Consider the following 17,794-nt stretch of genomic DNA (forward strand, 5'->3'; position numbering starts at 1 on the left):
ACGCGCCGATGCTCGCCGTTGGATAGTTGGAGCATGGGCATCGCCGACGGTAGGGCCTCGAGCTCGTCCCCCGAGAGCCTGTTCGCACCGGCCACGGCCGACGGCCGCCCCGTGGCCCCGGTGCTCGGGGCGACGATCACGCCGTGGGTGCTGGACCTGATCCGGCGCTACCGGGCCGCCGCCCCGTCGATGCGGGTCTGCGCGCACCTCGCGGAGGATCCGGACGAGGGCGCGGTGTGGCAGTCGTCGATCTTCGACCTGCGCACCTGCCGCCGGGCGGAGTGCACCGGGGCGGCCCTCGCGGTGCTCGAGGAGCGGCTCGGGCATCCGCCGGAGGACGAGCCGGCCCGGTGCACGACCTGCGGGCGGACGGGGGTCGCGGTCCGAGGGGTCGGCGTGGCCGTGGGACCCACGATGCTGCGCGGCACGGTCTGCGACCACTGCCTGGCCGCCCAGCCGATACCGACCCCCTCGTCGGCGACCGACCCGGTGGCGGGCGTCGACGCGCCCAGCGCCCAGCGCCAGATCGAGCCCGACGACGAGCCGCTCGACGTGGACGTCCCGGAGCTCGCCGCCGCGGAGAGCCGGATCCCGTTCGACGCGGTCGGCCGGCGCGCGCTCCGGCGGGGATGGCTCATGGCCGAGGCCTGCGCCAGGACCACGGCGCCCGGCCTCGCCCCGGACCGGGCCGTGATCGGGGGCCTGCTGGTCCGGGCCGCGAAGCTCGCCAAGGGCCTCGCCGGCCCGGCGCCCACGGACGGGGCATTCGTGCACGACCTCGCGTTCCGGTCCCTCGTGGAGACGACGACGACCCTCTGGTGGCTCCTGCGCGCCGAGGCCGCGGACGCGGCGACGGCGACGGCCGCCTTCCGGGACGCCGGACCTGCCGGCCCGGGATCAGGGCAGGTCCGGGACCGCCTGGCAGACCTGGGGCGCGAGGCGGACCATACGACGCTGCTCAGTCCATCGCCCGACGCCGTCCCCGGCTCGTGGCGGGAGCTCACGACCCTCCACCTCTCCGAGCGCCCGGACGGGTTCGCCCTCGACCTCGGGAACCCGGAGATCGGCCCGATCCAGGCGCTGATCGCCGGCGAGCACCTGTCCCTCGCGTGCGCCGACTACGTCGACCGGATGCCGACCGACCTCGACCCGGACCAGCTGCGCCGGCTCGCCGACGAGCTGACGGAGCTCCGCGCGAACGTCGAGGTGGCGTACGCGGAGGCGTTCCCCGAGTCCGGCGACGCCTGACGGCGGCCGTGCTCGTCCGCCGACCAGGAAACCAGGCTCAGGCTCCCGGCGACGCCTGATCCTCGACGACATCGGCGCGTACGAGCACGGCCACCCGGTCCCGCGCCGACCGCCTTCGTTAGGCTCAGGGGATGGCCGATAGCCCCACCTCGGCCGCCATTGCAACCGACGGCGCCGCCGAGCCCACGGCCGCAGCGTCGGCCGACCTCCGGCGCGAGGCCGGTCGCCGGCGGACGTTCGCGATCATCTCCCACCCGGACGCCGGCAAGACGACGCTGACGGAGAAGCTCCTCCTCTACGGCGGCGCGGTCCACGAGGCCGGCGCGGTCAAGGCCCGGGCCGGCGCGCGGAACTCGACGTCGGACTGGATGCAGATCGAGCGCGAGCGCGGCATCTCCGTCAGCTCGACCGTCCTGCGGTTCGAGGTGGGCGACGTCGTCGTCAACCTGCTGGACACCCCCGGCCACCAGGACTTCTCCGAGGACACGCTGCGCGTCCTCGCCGCGGCGGACTGCGCGGTGATGGTGATCGACGCCGCCAAGGGCATCGAGCAGCAGACTCGGCGGCTCTTCCAGGTCGCCCGGGCCCGGCGGATCCCGATCATCACGTTCGTCAACAAGTGCGACCGCCCGGGCGTGAGCCCGCTGGAGCTCGTGGACCACATCGAGAAGGAGCTCGGCCTGCGGGCGACGCCGGTCACCTGGCCGGTCGGCGAGGGCCAGGACTTCTGCGGCGTCATCGACCGGCGCGACGACTCGTTCCACCGCTTCACGCGCACTGCGCGCGGCTCGTCCGTCGTCGACGACGAGGTCGTGTCGGCCGACGACGTGGGCCTCGACGAGGATCCCCGGTGGGCGACGGCCCGGGAGGAGGTGGACCTCTTGGACGCCGTGGAGGCCGACCACGACCCGGAGACCTTCGAGGCGGGGAGCTCGACGCCCTTGTTCTTCGGCTCGGCGGTCTGGAACTTCGGGGTCGACGCGCTGCTGCAGGCGCTGCAGGAGATCGCGCCCGCGCCCACCCCCTGGCCGACGGTCGAGGAGGTCCTCCGCCCGCTGGAGGCGCCGTTCTCCGGGTTCGTCTGCAAGGTGCAGGCCAACACCGACCCCCGGCACCGCGACCGGATCGCGTACGTCCGCATCTGCTCCGGGCGCTTCGAGCGGGGGCTGAAGGTGCTGAACAGCCGCAACGGCCGACCCTTCACGATGCACCACGCGCACGCGGTGTTCGCCCGCGAGCGCCTCGACCTGCCCGAGGCCTGGCCGGGCGACGTCATCGGCGTCGTCGGCGCCCTGGACCTCCGGGTCGGGGACACGCTGCACGCCGGATCGACCTCCGTGGCGTTCCCGCCGATCCCGACCATCCCGCCCGAGCGCTTCGTGGCGGCCGTCAACCGCGACGCGCGGCGGCACAAGCAGTTCCGCAGCGGCCTCCAGCAGCTCGACGAGGAGGGCGTCGTCCGCCTGCTGCAGCGCGGCGGCGTGCAGGACCCGCGCCCCATCCTGGGCGGCGTCGGAGCCCTGCAGTTCGAGGTCGCGGTGCAGCGGATGCAGGACGAGTTCGGCGCGGAGATCCGCCTCGAGTCCCTCCCCTGGTCCGAAGCCCGCCTCATCGCCCTCGAGGACGTCAAGACCGTCGAGGACGACGGGGCCGGCGTCGCCCTCCTCGGCGCCGACGGCGCGGTCTTCGCCGCCTTCACCGACGGCTTCCAGCTCCGCCGCTTCGCCAAGCGCCACCCCGACGTCCAGCTGCGCGAGCTCGTGAACACGGCGTCCGACGTCCTGCCGGCCTGACGCGCACTGGCTGGTGAGCCTCGGTGGAGCCGAGCTCGCCCGGTGCGGGTCGTCGAGGCCGCTGAGCGCGTCGGTCGTTCGTGACGACGTCGCCCTGACGGCGAGCCGACCGGTTCTCGGCCGCAGGTCAGGCGCCGGTAGGCGCTGCCGACGGTGCCGGACGAGACGGTCGACGAGCCACGGCTCCGGCCACGATCGCCGCGACGATGGAGCAGACGACCGTCAGGAAGACGCCGGGGCCGAGGCCACCGGAGGCAACGCTCCTGCCGGTTCCCGCGGCCGTGAACACGATGGTGTCGGTCTCGAGCCGCCTGGCCTCCGACACGACCGACAGCACGATCGATCCCGCGGCCACGAGCAGCGCAGAGACCGCCAGCGCCGGCACCACCCGGCGCGGCGCGGAACGTCCTGCCAGGGCAACGCACGCCAAGGCGAGACAGCCCGCGGCGATCGCCAGCGCGACGCCGACGGGCGCGACGAAGCGGCCCGCAGGACCATCGAGCCCCCCGTAGGTGAGCTTCGCCGTCTCGGACGTGAGCGGCACGTAACACGTCCAGCCGCACGCGCCGCGCTCGACTCCGAGCCACGGAACCCACAACGACCCGAGAGCACCCGCCACCGCAACGAGCGCAGCGACGAGCAAGAACGAGCGAGCCCACGCGTTTCGCACGCTGCGAAGTCTAGCCCGCCCGTCCCGGCTCGACGCCGATCAGGTCGGGGCGGTCGAGCGAACCAGACGCTGGTCTTCGCCATCGCTCCAAGCTCTCGCGAGAGCGCCAACCCGCGCCAACGGTGTCGTTGCCCAGAACTCCGGCGGCGCCACCGCGACGTACGAGCCGATCGTTTGAGCGCGCCCTGCCGTCGTACGGTCACATCGCAAGGACCCGCGACGATATACGGGCATGGACACGTCCTTCGAGCGCCGCACGGACGCGCGGCTGCTGTCCGAGCGACGCCGCCCGGAGGACGCGTTCGCCGCGTTCTACCGCCGGCACAACGACGCGGTCATGCGCTATGTCGCGTCACGCGGACTCGACCCACACGCCGCCGCCGACGTCGTCTCCGCGACGTTCTTCGCTGCGCTCCGCGCTCGACGGCGATACCGACCGCAGAACCCGACCGCGCTTCCGTGGCTCCTGACGATCGCCACCTCCCAGATCGCTGACAGCGCCCGGAAGGATCGCCGCGACGACCGACTTCAGCGACGAATCGTCGCCCACGACCCACCACCGCTCACCGACGCAGACACCGCCGGCTACGCCGCCCTCGTGGCAGGAGAGGAGCCATTCACCAAGGCCCTCGGACGGCTCCCCGACGACCAGCGCTCAGCAGTCCAGCCGGCGGACCGACCAGGGCGCCCGTGACCCGACATGGAGCCGGACGGTGCGCCAGGAGGTCGCCCAGCTACGGCCTCGCCCGTCGAGCTGCATCCGGGATGACACATGGCCCCGGCGGCGAGCCGTCGCGGTACTGGGCGCACATGTCGCGTGGGTTCGTCATTCCGGGGCGGTAGCAGTCTCCGGGCCGGTCGACCCGCCGGCCGTCGGTGCAGACCCCAGGGGAAGACGTTCGCGGCGCGGAGCGCCCATCGCGCGGAGAGGCGCCGGGCTCCCGAGACCGGGCAGACCATGCCGCCGCTGCCTCCTGGCTTCGAAGTCCACCCACGCTCGATCGAGGACGGAGAGTCGAGACCGCGCTTCGTGGGTCCTTTCTGGCACCTCTGCGAGGCGCTGTCGACGTATCGGCCGCGCGGCGCGCGACCGGGTGGGCGCCGCTCACCCCAGGGGCCGCGACGCCCAGCGCAGGGCCGGCTTGTTCTCCGCCCGCGCTCCCTCCCAGACCGCGCGGAAGCCCGTCGTCCCCGAGTCGATGAGCAGGCCGCCGCGGTCGCCCGGCGTCGCGGTCGCCACCGGCTCGATCGCACCGAACGGACCGGCGTCGCGACGGAAGGCGACCCCGGCCACCGTCGGCGGCGGTGCGTCCAGGCTGTTGGTCTTCGGATCAAACGCCACGGCCGAGCCAGTCACCGAGACGGCGGTCGTCCCGCCGTGCACCGCGATGAGGTTCACGTAGCCCTCCGGGAGCAGCGCTGTCGTGGGCCCGAACCGGTCGGTGCGCGTCGCGACCGCGACCCGCGGGGAGGTCGGTCCGTCGAGTTCACCGATCGCCTGAGTCCACGCGACCGCCGCACGGCCCTGGTCGTCCATCGCCGTCTGCGGGACACCACCAGGACGCTCACGCGTGCCGCCCGGATCGAGCGTCACGGCGGAGGTGTAGGTCGTCCTCCCGCGCCGCCGGAACGCCGCACGGACGACGTACGGGTGGTCGGCCTCCTCGCCCCCGTCCTGGATGCCCCACGCCAGCACCGCGCCGCCGTGCTCGTCGACGGAGACCGACCCATCGATGCTGTCGTACTTCGTGTGGTCGAGGGTCCGCTCGGGCCCCAGCCGTCGGGTGCGAAGGTCGAACGTACGGGCGGCTACGACGTAGCCCGTGCGCGTCGCGTGCTGCAACAGCAGGACGCCTGCCCCGCGACGGTCCAGCGTGGCGTCGAGGAGCGCGGCGCGCCCGGGGACCGGCAACGAGGACCAGCGCGATCGATGCCCCGCGGTGGACCAGGCGAGCCGGTAGCGCTCGTTCGCGGAGGTGATTCCCTCGTCCGGGGGCGTCTTCGCGGCGACCACGACGAGCACGTGCCCGCCCGGGCCGACGACCAGGTCCTCCGCGAGCTCCTTGCCGCGCGTGACCAGGTGCAGCGCGCCGAGCGACCGGGCGCCGAGGTCACCGAACGACACGCCCTGGGGCCCGTCACGAGTGGCACTGCGCAGGTAGACCGCCCGGTCGCCGGAGCCCGAGATCTCGCTGACGTTCGGCACGCGACGGACCTTGCCCGGACGACCAGCGGCGGAGACCGGGACGAGCTCCGAGTCGCTGCCGTATCCGTAGACCAGCGACGCACCGTGCGTCCCGACCACGAACTGGTTCAGCTCGATGCCCGACGGACCGACCGTCTTCGGCGACGACCACGGCGAGTCAGCCGCGGCGGGCCCCGCGACCGCGAGAGCCAGCGGGACGACGGCGAAAGCGACGACGACGGATCGCGACCGGCGCGACGGGTGGGGAGATGCGGATCTCACGGGACTCCTGGTGCTCGGGATACCCGTCCAAACACCGCGCACCACCCGGAGGTGCGCAGGCGCTCCCGATTCCGTCGCGTGCGCCGGACGTTCTCCAGAGGACCGCCGCCGGCTCGGTGCTCGGAGCCTCCCCAGGCAGGCGGGCCGCCCGCGCGTCGCCGGTCGTTCGCGACCCGTACCGCCGGGTGGGTGGACGTCGGCGCGGACGCGAGCTCCGCCGCGCGGACCGCGGCCACGGAAGCCGAAGGCGCACGGGCGTTGACCATGGGCGGCGAGCCGACACCGTCGACCGACGGGATCGGGTGGCCACGGTCTACGGTCTTTCAGCTGCCGTCCCCGACCGCCCAGGCGCGATCCCACCGACCCGCGGCAGCGTCCTCCTCGCGGATCAGGATCCGGACGTCGCCCCCGTCGCCCACTCGAGCCCGAGGTCGGCGGACCCGTCGAGCGAGAGGAGGACCAGCTCCCCCTCCTCGGCAGGGCACCCCTGGGCGCGGGGGCGTCCCCCAGGAGCGTGCCGAATGCCGCACCGGACAGCTCGTGGTCATCGTTGGTGTCGCGGTCGTCGCCGGCCTGTTGGGTGATGCGCTCGATCGCGATCGCGCGGAGCTCGTCAGCCGTCAGGTTCTCGACGTCGTCGGGGAGCCCACCGAAGCCCTCGAGGAAGCGTCGCCAGCCGTCCGCGTTGCTCTCGCGGTCGGGGTCCTGCGGGCCGTCGGTGGTGGCCAGGGTCGTGAGCACCGATCCGGTCGGGGGCCACCGCAGCGAGGTCGATCGCGCGGCCCTCCCCCTGCTCGACGGCGTCGCGCGTTCTCGAGATCGACTCCCACTGGGACGGAAGGCGCCGCCAGCGATCGCGCCAGGCACCGTCGAGCACCGTCAGGTCGGGCAGCGGCGGCGACCGACGCGTGTCGCCCGTCCACCAGCCCATCACGAGCGCGCACGGCTCGGCCGGATCGATGCCGGTGACGGCAGCGACGATCAGGTCCCGCATCGCCGACGCCGCCTCCTCCGTGTCCCCCGGCGCCGGATCGTGCGACGCCCATCCCCCGTGCAGGCGACGGGACCAGAGCGGCACGGACGCCGACGCCGGCGCGCCGGGCTCGACCAGCGCGCGCAGGCCGTGCTCGAGCAGCGACGACGGATCGGGAGCGCACGCGCCGACGACCTCGACCTCGGCGGGCGGCTGGCCACCCGCGATATCTCCGCGCGCCATGCGGTCCACCCGTCGCTCGCGCGGCTCCCCGTCGATGCCGAGCCGAACCGCATCGGCCGCAAGCACCGCGACGGCGGGACGATCGGGCTCCCTCCGCTGCACGTAGACCCGGGCGCGCTCGATCCGCAACCGGCCGCGGCCCGCCGGCGTGACGACCACGAGATGCACCTCGGGCTCGGGCGGCTCGTCCGTATCGCCCCGCTCCCACTCCGCGCGCACGACGACCACGACTCCGTCGTCGAGGACCGCCCGGGCGGACACGTCGTGAGCGCCCGGATGCCGGACCACGACCAGGATCTCGGTGCCGTCGGGATCGCGACGGCCGACCCCTACCGTGTGCTGGTCCCCCCGTCGCGAGTGCGCGCGAACCGTCGCGACGGCTCCCTCGGCGTCGAGGCCGATCGTCGCTCCGTCGGCGTCCCCCAGCCGGTTCGTCCAAACCGGACCCTCCGGATCGAGCGTCGCTGCCGGGTCCAGCCCGGCGGCCTCTTCCCCGCTCGCGAAGCGCGTCGTCACGACATCGATCGATCTCCGGTCGAATTGGGCCGCGAGCCACCGCTCGGGCTCATCGACCACCACCTCGTCCGCAACCTCCACGACCCGGCGGGTCAGCCGCCGAGCCTCTTCCCACCACACGGGCTCACGCATGCGACGCACGCTCGCATGCCGTGGAACCGATCGCGAGCACCGACGCATCACACGGCCGGGCCCCACCGACCAGCTACCCCAACCCCGTCGTTCTGGGCACCCGTGCTCCGTAGGCTCAGACCATGGGCTTCGACGGCGACAGCGTCATCACGGTTCACGATCCCCGGGCCGTTCTGCTGAGCGTGACCGAGACGGGACTGCTGGCCGGCTTCCGACGGGACTACGCCGACACGTTCGATCCCGAAGCTCCCGACGACTGGGAACACGTCTTCACCATCCTGCCCTCGCCACTGCTCGTCCCCGTCACCGGGGCCACGATGATCACTCGAACGCCCCGAGGTTCAACACAGCGACCTGTCCAGCTGTCCGTACTCAGCCTCGACGCACTCCCAGACGCCCCGACATCCCCGACCGACTTCTACGCCGACGCATACCGAGCCCTCGGTCCGACACGGCTCCTCCCCCTCGCCAACGTGACACGCGAGATCACCGACGGCGCGATCGCCGACCCCGAGACCCTGGCGCTCCTCTTCTGGATCCTCCACGCCGAACACGCGTGACCTGAAGCAGGACACGCGACGCGGCTCAAGACGAACGACAGCTGGAGGTGCGGGCGTTCCAACCTAGGATCCTGCAGCGAGGTCCCGATTCGCAGGACGTGCGTCGACGGTGCTCGATTCGGCTTAGGGCGCTGTCAGCCGCGTGACCACGCCGTGTTCGACTCGTACGTCGATGCGCCGCAGGTTCAGGTCAGCCGTGAACGCCTTCGCAGCTCCCTCTCCTTCGACGACCCGCAAGGTGCAGTCGTACCTGGCCGCGAGTCGTCGAGCCGGATCAACGCGCATGCCAATGATGCGCCGCGCATCGAACCGGGACACGCGAGCCCCGGGTGAAACTCCCGGCGCATTCGCGATCCGCGGGTACGGCTTCGCCTTCGCTGGCATCGTCGCGACGACCACCTCGGGGGCGTCATCGCCGCAACCGCATACGAGGACCATCGCGCCGACGACAGCGACCTTCGTGAGCCTCTGCTTCCACACCGGCTGAGCATGACGGGGACCGCGCTCCAGCGCTACCAAGCATCGCGAGTGGTCAGTCGACGGTTCCCCGCCAGAGCGAAGCCCGGGTGCCTCCCGACGTCGCCGCGTACGCCCTGGCGCCACCGCTGACCGCCGTCCTTGCCGCTGTCTTCGCTGCCATCGCCGGCAACTGGATCGCGTGCGCCGGGTTCGTGGTTCTCCTCGCCCTGAGCACCGACGACATCCGAAACCTCTGGAAGAACCGACTCCGCCCGGATGACGACGCCGTCGAGCACCGCGAACCTCCAAGGCGCGAACCCCGAGCTGCGAGGACGCCGTCGACCATCAGGCCATGACAGACAGGGCGGTCGTCTGTGAGCCCTTTCGGCCGCCCGGCGGGGGTTCCAACCGCCGTACGTATGGTTGTGCGATCCCTCGGTTCCCCAGGAGCACCATCATGCGGCTCGCCAGCACACGGAACACCTTGTACGTCATCGCAGCCGCAGGAGGAGCCTGCACGGCGTTGTCCGCGTGCGGCTCGAACTCCAACGCGACCACCGCGGCGGCAACAACGCCCCGGCCCACCACAACGGCCGCCCGAGCTCAGAAGACCGAGGGTCCCGGCACACTGCTCGCGCCGGCCCTGGTCTACCGGGACACCCCGGACTACATCGCCAGCGCCGATTACGTCGTGATCTTCCGGGCCCGCGGCCGATTCGCAGGCACCGACTCGGTCGGCACGACGAATCCCGGCCGCATCGAGCTCCTCGACGCCGTCGACAACCACGACGGCTACGCCGGTGCACTCAGCACCGGGACGCCCAAGGGCAAGTGCTATTGGTGGACGCTTCAAGGCACGCCGAAGCTCGACGGCACCCCAAAGGGCAAGCACACCACGCTGACGCTGCACCTTCCCCGAACCACGGCCCAGCGGCGCACCGTCACCCTCCGCACGCTGCCAGCCGGTGCAACGTCGGACTCGTGGACCACCAATCGCCAGATCGCCCGCGACCTTCGCCGCATCGGATGCAAAGGACGAAACCTCTCGCAGTAGCCGGGTCGGTTCCGGCACGAGTGAGAGTGCGTCGCCCCGACGCCCCAGAACGGCTGCGGTGGCGGGGTCACGCCTGTCGTCGTTGTCGGGCATGTTGAAACCCGATCGCGTCCGGAACGAGAGCCGTGTGGGTCAGCGGTAGGCGCTGGAACGAGGACCACTTGATCGATGTCGGCTCCGGAATTGTTCTGCAGACCGTCGCGCAGCCGGACGGTGCAGGTGACGGCGGGCGTCGGCCGGGACTGCAGTCGATGCTTCATCGCGGTCTACGTGACGACCGAGCGTTCACGGCCAGCGATATGACGAAGACCACTGCTGCAAACGGAAGAGCGAACCGGATCGCCTGCGCGTTGGCCGCCGCGCGACCGTCGCGCCGACCCATAAGGAGCCAAACGCCTGCGCCGGCGACGACAGTCGCCAGAACAGCTTCGAAAACGGCGGTGCCAAGTGTCGCTTGAGCCTCAGCCCCAGGCGATCGGGGCCCTCGATGGCAACGGGCATCCCGATCTCGTGATCGCCGACGCCGGCTCCAACACGGTGTCGGACCCGGGACGCCGCGAGGTCAGCGCTTCAGGATCAGGGCGCGCTTCGTGGTCCGCTTCGGGCCGGTGCCGTCCCGGGCCACGACCGTCACGACGAGCCGTACGGACCTGACCTTCCCGAGGGCCTTCCGGGCCTTCGCGGCGAACCGCACCCGGAGGTTCTTCCTGGCCGTCGTGCCCTTCCCGCCGGCCGAGCCGACCACCGTCTCGGTGGCCTTCTTGGCGAGGTGCAGCTTCTTCGCCGTCCTGCCGGCGACCGTGACCTTGACGGCGAGGTCGCAGGAGCGGGAGCAGGAGAGCGGGAGCTTCAGTCCCGACCGCAGCACCGTGCCGAGCTTGCCGGCCCGCAGCTTCGACAGCGTGATCGCCGGAGCCGTCGCGGGCGGACGAGTGGTTTGGCCACCGGTCGTCCCGCCCGGTGCCGGTGCGCCGGGGGAGCCACCCGACCCGGCGGGCCCGAGGTGGGCGTCGATGCCCACCGCGGGGCTCGCGATCGTCGGCGTCACGGCCTTCGCGGTCTGCGGGGACGGCTGGCCGTCGTACCACTCGGAGGTGTAGGCGGCGGAACCGCTGGCGTTGCACCGGTCGAACTGGACGCGGTAGTCGACCCCCGCGGCCAGGCCGTGGACCGCGTAGGCCCCGGCCGCGTCCGTGCTGACGCGACGCTCGAAGGTCACGCCGCCGGTGTCGGGCGACGGCACAGCGACCGAGACGCAGGCGCCCGCCAGGGGAGCGTCCGTCCCGGAGCTCCCGTAGACGTGCCCGCTGATGCTCGTCCCGGGCTCGAGCGTCGCGTCGACGCCGGTCCGCTCCCCGCCGCTGGGGACGGTGACGGTCGTGGCGTCTCCCGGGCGCTTCGCTGCACGGTAGTACTGGAGGCCGTACGTGTCGGACCCCACCTGCTCGCAGCTGTCGAACTTGACGCGGTAGTCCCCGGGACCCAGGCCGACGAGCCGGTACGTCCCGTCAGAGGAGATCGCGGCGTGTCCGAGGGGTAAGCCGGAGGGGGAGGCGGTCGACACGAACACGCAGGTCGCGGACGCGTCGACCGGGGCGCCTCCCGGCCCCGTGACCGTGCCGGAGAACGAGCCGGCGGCGGCCGAGGCCGGTCCGGCGAAGCCGGTCGAAGCGACCAGCGCGACCCCGACGACGAGCAGTCGCCGACAGTGCTGTCGGGATGGCGAGGCCGGGCGCGGGCGTGCCGTCGCGCTCCCGCGAGGGCAGGATGCATCGGTGTTCATGGGCGCTCCTGGGGCGATCACGGGCGAGCGGGCGTGCGGCCGCAGAACCATCACGCGACGACGAGACGCAGTATGCAACCAGCCCTACCGGCCGCGCGCAAGCATCGACGGGGCAACGCTCTGGCCCATCGGGATCCGATCGCACGCAGCCAGCGTCACCGGCGTAGAAGAGGACTGATCTGCCCGCCGGCAACGCGGACGGCTGATCCTGGAGGGTCGGCACCCGGTCGTGTACGGAACGCGAACGGATCGAGCGCTGAGGTCGCTCCTCAGGCCGGGGCGATCGCGATCACGTCGAGGCCGTCGAGGTCCTGGAAGTCGTCTGGGTTGCACGTGTAGAGCGGCAGTCCGGCAGCGAGCGCGGCGGCTGCGATCAGCAGGTCGACTGCTCGTCGTCCCCGTGCCTTGCGGCCGGCAGCGTGAACCGACGCGTAGATGCGCCCGTAGGCGCGAGCGGCCGCGTCGTCGAATGGCAACGGCGCGAACACCGCTTCGGCCCGTTGCAGGCGCTCTTGGCGACGCGCCCGCTCTGCCGGGTCGTCGGTGGCGTGCGGACCGGCAGCGAGCTCGGCCATCGTGATCGCCGAGACCGCGAGCTCATCGGGAAGCTCGTGCTCATCGAGACGGCCCAGATCGATGACGACCGACGTGTCGATCAACCCTCGCCGTCGACCTTCAGGCACGAGGCTCCGATCCCTGGTCGACCCCGTCGTCGAGGTCGGCCCGGAACCGGCCCTGGTCGACGATCGGGGCGTTCATGAACGCCCGCAAGACGGCGTCACGTTCTACGAACGGCCCCGGCGCGACGGGACTCAGCTCCCCCACCGGCACACCGTTGCGCGTCACGACGAAATGCTCCCCGCGGTCGAGCGCTCTCATGACGTCACCACTTTCGTTCCGAAGCTCACGCTGCGTGATCGACCGCCTCATACGCGAATTGTAGCACCGGTGCTACAGGCCCCGGCACGATTTTCAGACACGACGACACCCCCGCCGCGTCACGGGTCCGTTCTGGCATCTCACCCCACGCCGCCGGGCTCGTCGCAAGCCGGACGGCTCGGGGTCGTCGCCAGCCATCTTGCGACGAGATGTGGCGTGCGTCCTAGGCTTGGCTCATGAGCCTGGGGCAAGCGACTCTCTCGCCCACCGTCGACCGCGTGCCGCAGGCGAGGACCACCCGCGCAGCCGCGCTCACCCTTGTGGCGCTCGCGGCGGGCATCACCGGGTGCGGGAGCAACGACAAGGTCGACTCCCTCTCAGACGCGAAAGAAGTCGCGCTGGCGCAGGCCAAGAAGACCTGCGAGGGGTCACCGAAGGCGCGAATCGTCACGTGCACACAGAGGACCGACGAGTGGGACTGCTCGTACCTCAGAGACGGACCCAACGATGGAGGCGGAACCATCATCGTCAAACGCGACGGATCCACGGCGGTCCTTTCGACACTCTGTACGTAGCGTGGGATCTGCCGACGGTCCCGATCCGCGTATCGAGGGCCATCGGGTCGTTCAGGAAATATGCCATCGCTCGCAGAGCCCGGTGAGCGCGGATGGGCGAGATTCGCAATGACTCGTGTTACATCCGGCTCGCCGTCGACATAAGGAGACCGTGCCGCCACCCCTCTCCAACCTTGAGCGCTTCGACGCGTTGTACCGGGAACACCACGCGGCCATCAAGCGCTTCGTTCACCGTCGCGTCGACGAGGCAGTCGTCGACGACGTCGTCGCTGACATCTTCGCGGTCGCATGGCGTCGGCTGGAGGACGTACCCGCGGAGCCACTTCCTTGGCTGTACGTCACAGCCCGGAACCTCATCGGCGCCGAGCACCGCTCAGCCGCGATGAAGCGCGCACGGAACGAGGACCTCCGGCGCGCAGCGACCGACGAGCACGAGAGCGCGAAGGACCCGGGCGACGAGATCGCTGACCGCGACCTCGCGCTCGCCGCCTTCCGAGAACTGTCCGAGCGCGAACGCGAGACCCTCCGCCTCGTCGCCTGGGAAGGCCTGGACCACGCCACCGCCGCTCAGGTCCTCGGCATCACCCGCGTCGCGTTCTCCATGCGTCTCTCGCGAGCCCGCCGCCGGCTGCATGCCGCCGCCACCGAGCTCGAACGCGCACCACGCCCCACCCATCACCACCCCGTCCCGGAGAAGCAGGTATGAATCCCGATCAGATCCTCCTCGGCCTCGCAGCAGCGGACCCCGCCCGGGACATCGACCCCAACGAGCAGCCGACCGCCGAGCAGATCGACGCCGCACGGCACCGGACTGTTCCGGCGGACGTCATCCCCCGCACGCGCCCGAGAGCCCGACGCGCGCTCGTCCCCAGCCTGGGGCTCCTCGCCGTTGGTGCCACCGCCCTCGTCGTCCTCCCAGGTGCTGGCACACCGATCGACCTGACCGCCGAGGCCTACGCACAGACCACCGCGCCGCGCGGGCGCATCGCGTACGCCCTCGTCACAGCCACCTCGACGCAGACCACGAAGGGCAAGATCACCCGCCGCGAGCGATACCGCGACGAATCTTGGGCCTACGGCAAGGAGTCGCACACCGTCACCTCGATCTTCCCGCCCGACCGCCGACCGATGGTCGCCGATCACGTCACTGGAACCGACGGCGTCATGCACCACATCGACAACGACGGGATGTACCGCATCGTCCGCCCGTCGGACAACGAAGACTCCGCCAACGTGATCGCCACCGAGCAGGCCGGCTTCGTCGCCGAGTTCCGCAAGAGCTACGAGCGGGGCCAGCTCGACCCCGCCGGCGACACCACCTACGCCGGACGCCCCGCACGTCGGTACATCGTCCGCGACCCACGGCGCCCCGAACGCGGGTTCGCGCAGTCGTTCTACCTGGACCGCAAGACCGGAGCGCCCCTCGGCATGATCACCGAATCGCAGGCTTTCATCGGCAATGCACCCGAGTCCGACGGCCCGACGACCATGCGCTACGCATCCGTCGTCCGCAAGCTCGCTGCCCTACCGCCCACGGCCGAGAACCTCCGCAACCTCCGCACCCCCACCATCGTCCGGCGACGCGACGCCGACGGCTGCATCCACGGCCCCGTCACCCGCGCACGCTCCTCCGACACCGCTCGCCGATACGACTGCGGAGGACCGCCCAACGGCCCCGTTCTCACTCCCTGAACCGCGAGCTCGACATGCATCGCGTTGCGTCGACGAAACGCCTTCTTCGCGAGTGCCCCGCCCATCCTGAACGCATCGCTGGCCGTCTGCGCTCGATCGACCGCCGCTCGCGCCCTCCCCGCCGCAGCATCCGAGCACCGGCTGTGCAACCACTGCGAGTAGATCTCGTCGTGGTCCTCAGTGATGCGCTGCAACGTGCGAGACGTCCGCGGTGACCACACGTATGCCCGGCAGTCACCCGCCCACGCCACATGGACTCGCGGTGATTCGACGTCCAGCACCGCAACGACGACGGCCGCCGTCATCACCGGGTTCCCGGGTCCGCCGTCGCGAGCCGCCTCCCGGGCAGCGCGAAGGTCCGCCCTCATCGCGTCAAACAGCACCGATGCCGGCAGCGGGTGCGCGAGCGCTACGTCTCTGGGTCCGAGCTACTTCAGGTCCGTCTCGCCGGAGGACAACGGGGTAGAGGATCGCGCCGGCGACCGCCGCGCGATGACAGCGCCTACGAGAGCGGCCGCGATCATGCGCGGAGACTACGACGATGGACCCTGACCGGGGTCGTTCAGCTCACGTCGCTTGACGCGCACGCTCGGGCGGTAGACCGTGTCCACGTGCGGTGGTCCACGGTCCTTCTGGTGCTCGTGGCGTTGGTCGTCCTGTTCGCGATCTACGTCGTGCTCGACAACGCGGTCTTCAACCCCGTGTGATCGAACGGGTCGTTTGCGGCATCGCACCGGTCTTGCGTTTACCCAGCCGGAGTGGTTTCCGATGCTGGAGCGTGATCCGGTGGTGGGCCCCGCTATCCGTCGGTCGGGGGAATGGCACACGCCTCAGCGAACTGACCGGAGCACTGTCCGAAGTCGGCGTCGCTCGTGCGACTGTTCGCCAGCGCGACGGACCGGGCGGGCAGTGGCGACAGGTCGATCGACTGCGATGCCACCGTCTTTGAGGCGATGAGCCGAGACCCGTTCAGCCTCAGGCCTCGAAGGCCGTCCGTGGTGAGCGCGGTCCTGTGCACGCCGGTCGCGTCGCTGGCCCAGATGGCGTCTTTCGTCGCCCAGGCGGCCGCGGTGGTGGTGGCGACGGGGAAGCGAACGTCCGGGCCGGGAGCGGCGTTCGGATCGGCGGGGACGAGGACCGCGTCAGTGGACGTGGTCGTGTTTCCGGAGCCCCCGGACCCCTGGTAGTAGAAGTAATCGAAGATGACCGCCCCGCCGACAATGTCGGGCGTTCCGACGGTCTGGCTGTCCTCGGTGCTGTAGCCGTTCTGGCCCGTCGTGGCGGCGTACAGCCGGCGACCGGCGCGGTCGCAGATCTTCAGGTGCTCGGTGAAGCCGAGTGCATCGGGCGAGCTCGACCAAGGATCGTCGGAGACGACACGTCGCGACCACCCCAGGTCGGTGTCGACGACGACACGCAGGCGGTTCGTCGACCGGTCCGACGCCGTCGATCCGGATGTGATCGATCGGGACGAATCCCATGGCGTGCAACCTCGCCGACCGTCGACGGTGACGATCCGATCGCCGGCAGGCCCCGTGAGGCCGAGGCTCACCAGGCCCGGCTCCCACGTCGAGAGGTCGAAGCGCTGACGGCTCGGCGGAGCGTCGGCGTCGTTGCTGATCTTCCTGGCGGGAACGAGTGGCTGCAGCGACCGGCCCGGCCGCCAGGCCCAGACACGGTTGATCGACTTCTCGACCTGGTTGACGACGATCGTTCCACGCGGCGTCACCGCGGTGCCATCGACGGCACTCGCGAAGGTGCGTGAGACGGTCCGCGGGGCGCGGCCGGCGATAGCTCGTCGATGCACTACGACGGGCCCATGTGCGCGCAGCTGCGTCGCCCAGACGATCCAGTTCTCTGCGATCTGGACATCTACGATGCGTGCCGCAGCGGGCAGACGGATCGGATTGCCCGTGATCGCGAGTGTCCTCGCCGAGGCCGTGTACTTCTTCGGAGCCGCGATCGTGCACACCTGCAGCGTTCTGGCCCGGCCGTCCGGGACTCGAACGACACCGACCAGAGATCGCTGCCGGTTGGTCCAGACCGGCGCGGTCCGCTGGTCGGGCGCGCTCACCTCGAAGTTCAGCAAGATGCCGGCGTCGGGTGTTTCGGTTGCGGCCGTCCGGCAGAGCGCAGTAGGCGAAGGTGCCGCACCCGCCGACGGCGGACCGATGAGGACCATCATGGCGACCGAGCCAGCGATGGTGAGACGAGCAACGCGTGGAGGCATGCGGGATTCCGACGGGAGATTCGCGAAAGCGCTCGACGTCCGCCCGAGAAGCCTCCGCCAAGGACGGAACAAGACACCGGATTGAACACCGGTGGATCCGGATAGGTGCGGCTGCCCGAAGAATCGCCCGGCGGTCCTTCTCGAACGTGCTGCGCGTTCGCGGCGCCGCCCCGTGTTCTAGCCTCGACCGGTGAAGAAGTTCGACCACGCAACGATCACCCTGCGCGCTGACGCGAGCCCGGGGAGCGAAGTGGTGTCCGAGGGGCCTGACCTCGACATGGCGAGCAACTACGGCGAGCGTTACGCCCTCGATGCCGCAGGAGACGAAGGGTATGAACTCGTGACCGTCATCCTCGACCCACTCGGGAACAAGATTCTGTACCTGAAGCGCGAGCACCGCGTGCCTTCCGCGGTCTGACCGCACATCTAGGGATCCACTGATCAACGGGGTGTTGGCGCGGCGGTGATGGTGGCAGGCCGAAGCGCGACGGGGTCCGCCCGGCAGGCGGTCCCGAGGCCC

18 protein-coding genes are annotated in these 17,794 nt (G+C 71.1%); 9 read left to right on the top strand and 9 right to left on the bottom strand.

Annotation, left to right across the window (positions count from 1 at the left end; all coding sequences use genetic code 11):
* Positions 1–33: 33 nt before the first annotated feature.
* Both AB0L40_RS04220 and AB0L40_RS04225 read left to right on the top strand, forming a co-directional pair.
* Complete coding sequence (locus tag AB0L40_RS04220; RefSeq protein WP_364349637.1) at positions 34–1,248, top strand: hypothetical protein; 1,215 nt, start codon at positions 34–36, stop codon at positions 1,246–1,248.
* A 131-nt stretch (positions 1,249–1,379) separates the two neighbouring features.
* A complete protein-coding gene (locus tag AB0L40_RS04225; RefSeq protein WP_364349640.1) occupies positions 1,380–3,041 on the top strand; it encodes a peptide chain release factor 3 in 1,662 nt (553 codons plus the stop codon).
* Positions 3,042–3,168: 127 nt separating this feature from the next.
* Here the strand turns inward: AB0L40_RS04225 and AB0L40_RS04230 are convergent, their stop codons facing one another.
* Complete coding sequence (locus AB0L40_RS04230) at positions 3,169–3,585, bottom strand: hypothetical protein (RefSeq protein WP_364349643.1); 417 nt, start codon at positions 3,583–3,585, stop codon at positions 3,169–3,171.
* 358 nt (positions 3,586–3,943) lie between these two features.
* On the opposite strand from AB0L40_RS04230, the gene AB0L40_RS04235 reads away from it, so the two are divergent.
* A complete protein-coding gene (locus AB0L40_RS04235) occupies positions 3,944–4,405 on the top strand; it encodes a sigma factor (RefSeq protein ID WP_364349646.1) in 462 nt (153 codons plus the stop codon).
* Positions 4,406–4,816: 411 nt separating this feature from the next.
* On the opposite strand, the gene AB0L40_RS04240 is transcribed toward AB0L40_RS04235, so the two are convergent.
* Together AB0L40_RS04240 and AB0L40_RS04245 are read right to left on the bottom strand one after the other, a co-directional pair.
* Positions 4,817–6,178, bottom strand: coding sequence for a hypothetical protein (locus AB0L40_RS04240; protein ID WP_364349649.1), 1,362 nt, complete (start codon positions 6,176–6,178; stop codon positions 4,817–4,819).
* 613 nt (positions 6,179–6,791) lie between these two features.
* Entirely contained in the window at positions 6,792–8,042 is a 1,251-nt protein-coding gene (locus AB0L40_RS04245) for a hypothetical protein (protein WP_364349652.1), read from the bottom strand.
* Positions 8,043–8,164: 122 nt separating this feature from the next.
* Here AB0L40_RS04245 and AB0L40_RS04250 point away from each other — a divergent pair, with 122 nt between their 5' ends.
* The gene (locus AB0L40_RS04250) at positions 8,165–8,602 is read left to right on the top strand and encodes a hypothetical protein (RefSeq protein WP_364349655.1); all 438 of its coding nucleotides are present in this window, start codon (positions 8,165–8,167) and stop codon (positions 8,600–8,602) included.
* Between the two features lie 123 nt (positions 8,603–8,725).
* On the opposite strand, the gene AB0L40_RS04255 is transcribed toward AB0L40_RS04250, so the two are convergent.
* Positions 8,726–9,082 (bottom strand): hypothetical protein, encoded by a 357-nt coding sequence (locus AB0L40_RS04255; RefSeq protein ID WP_364349658.1) that lies wholly within the window; start codon positions 9,080–9,082, stop codon positions 8,726–8,728.
* A gap of 32 nt (positions 9,083–9,114) precedes the next feature.
* A complete protein-coding gene (locus AB0L40_RS04260) occupies positions 9,115–9,357 on the bottom strand; it encodes a hypothetical protein (RefSeq protein WP_364349661.1) in 243 nt (80 codons plus the stop codon).
* Between the two features lie 161 nt (positions 9,358–9,518).
* Here AB0L40_RS04260 and AB0L40_RS04265 point away from each other — a divergent pair, with 161 nt between their 5' ends.
* Positions 9,519–10,115, top strand: coding sequence for a hypothetical protein (locus AB0L40_RS04265; RefSeq protein WP_364349664.1), 597 nt, complete (start codon positions 9,519–9,521; stop codon positions 10,113–10,115).
* A gap of 562 nt (positions 10,116–10,677) precedes the next feature.
* On the opposite strand, the gene AB0L40_RS04270 is transcribed toward AB0L40_RS04265, so the two are convergent.
* The 3 genes from AB0L40_RS04270 to AB0L40_RS04280 form a co-directional block, all read right to left on the bottom strand.
* Positions 10,678–11,679 (bottom strand): carboxypeptidase-like regulatory domain-containing protein, encoded by a 1,002-nt coding sequence (locus AB0L40_RS04270; RefSeq protein WP_364349667.1) that lies wholly within the window; start codon positions 11,677–11,679, stop codon positions 10,678–10,680.
* 488 nt (positions 11,680–12,167) lie between these two features.
* A complete protein-coding gene (locus AB0L40_RS04275) occupies positions 12,168–12,557 on the bottom strand; it encodes a PIN domain-containing protein (protein ID WP_364349670.1) in 390 nt (129 codons plus the stop codon).
* A gap of 16 nt (positions 12,558–12,573) precedes the next feature.
* A complete protein-coding gene (locus tag AB0L40_RS04280) occupies positions 12,574–12,828 on the bottom strand; it encodes a type II toxin-antitoxin system prevent-host-death family antitoxin (protein WP_364349673.1) in 255 nt (84 codons plus the stop codon).
* A gap of 185 nt (positions 12,829–13,013) precedes the next feature.
* Here AB0L40_RS04280 and AB0L40_RS04285 point away from each other — a divergent pair, with 185 nt between their 5' ends.
* The 3 genes from AB0L40_RS04285 (at position 13,014) to AB0L40_RS04295 (ending at position 15,044) form a co-directional block, all read left to right on the top strand.
* Entirely contained in the window at positions 13,014–13,352 is a 339-nt protein-coding gene (locus AB0L40_RS04285; RefSeq protein ID WP_364349676.1) for a hypothetical protein, read from the top strand.
* A gap of 151 nt (positions 13,353–13,503) precedes the next feature.
* Complete coding sequence (locus AB0L40_RS04290; protein ID WP_364349679.1) at positions 13,504–14,058, top strand: sigma-70 family RNA polymerase sigma factor; 555 nt, start codon at positions 13,504–13,506, stop codon at positions 14,056–14,058.
* The gene (locus AB0L40_RS04295) at positions 14,055–15,044 is read left to right on the top strand and encodes a hypothetical protein (protein ID WP_364349682.1); all 990 of its coding nucleotides are present in this window, start codon (positions 14,055–14,057) and stop codon (positions 15,042–15,044) included. The genes AB0L40_RS04290 and AB0L40_RS04295 overlap by 4 nt, the downstream gene beginning before the upstream one ends.
* Positions 15,045–15,843: 799 nt before the next feature.
* Here the strand turns inward: AB0L40_RS04295 and AB0L40_RS04300 are convergent.
* On the bottom strand, positions 15,844–17,133 hold the full coding sequence (locus AB0L40_RS04300; RefSeq protein WP_364349686.1) for a hypothetical protein: 1,290 nt from the start codon (positions 17,131–17,133) through the stop codon (positions 15,844–15,846).
* 331 nt (positions 17,134–17,464) lie between these two features.
* Between AB0L40_RS04300 and AB0L40_RS04305 the strand changes: the two genes are divergently transcribed.
* The gene (locus AB0L40_RS04305) at positions 17,465–17,692 is read left to right on the top strand and encodes a hypothetical protein (protein WP_364349689.1); all 228 of its coding nucleotides are present in this window, start codon (positions 17,465–17,467) and stop codon (positions 17,690–17,692) included.
* Positions 17,693–17,794 lie beyond the last annotated feature (102 nt).

The sequence above is a fragment of the Patulibacter sp. NPDC049589 genome (assembly GCF_040675535.1).
Taxonomy (GTDB): Bacteria; Actinomycetota; Thermoleophilia; order Solirubrobacterales; family Solirubrobacteraceae; genus Patulibacter.

What these genes read in the sequence shown, in the direction of transcription:
- AB0L40_RS04220 (WP_364349637.1), top strand. Translation starts at nt 34, where the DNA reads ATGGGCATCGCCGACGGTAGGGCCTCGAGCTCGTCCCCCGAGAGCCTG.
- AB0L40_RS04225 (WP_364349640.1), top strand. Translation starts at nt 1,380, where the DNA reads ATGGCCGATAGCCCCACCTCGGCCGCCATTGCAACCGACGGCGCCGCC.
- AB0L40_RS04235 (WP_364349646.1), top strand. Translation starts at nt 3,944, where the DNA reads ATGGACACGTCCTTCGAGCGCCGCACGGACGCGCGGCTGCTGTCCGAG.
- AB0L40_RS04245 (WP_364349652.1), bottom strand. Translation starts at nt 8,042, where the DNA reads ATGCGTGAGCCCGTGTGGTGGGAAGAGGCTCGGCGGCTGACCCGCCGG.
- AB0L40_RS04250 (WP_364349655.1), top strand. Translation starts at nt 8,165, where the DNA reads ATGGGCTTCGACGGCGACAGCGTCATCACGGTTCACGATCCCCGGGCC.
- AB0L40_RS04265 (WP_364349664.1), top strand. Translation starts at nt 9,519, where the DNA reads ATGCGGCTCGCCAGCACACGGAACACCTTGTACGTCATCGCAGCCGCA.
- AB0L40_RS04280 (WP_364349673.1), bottom strand. Translation starts at nt 12,828, where the DNA reads ATGAGGCGGTCGATCACGCAGCGTGAGCTTCGGAACGAAAGTGGTGAC.
- AB0L40_RS04285 (WP_364349676.1), top strand. Translation starts at nt 13,014, where the DNA reads ATGAGCCTGGGGCAAGCGACTCTCTCGCCCACCGTCGACCGCGTGCCG.
- AB0L40_RS04295 (WP_364349682.1), top strand. Translation starts at nt 14,055, where the DNA reads ATGAATCCCGATCAGATCCTCCTCGGCCTCGCAGCAGCGGACCCCGCC.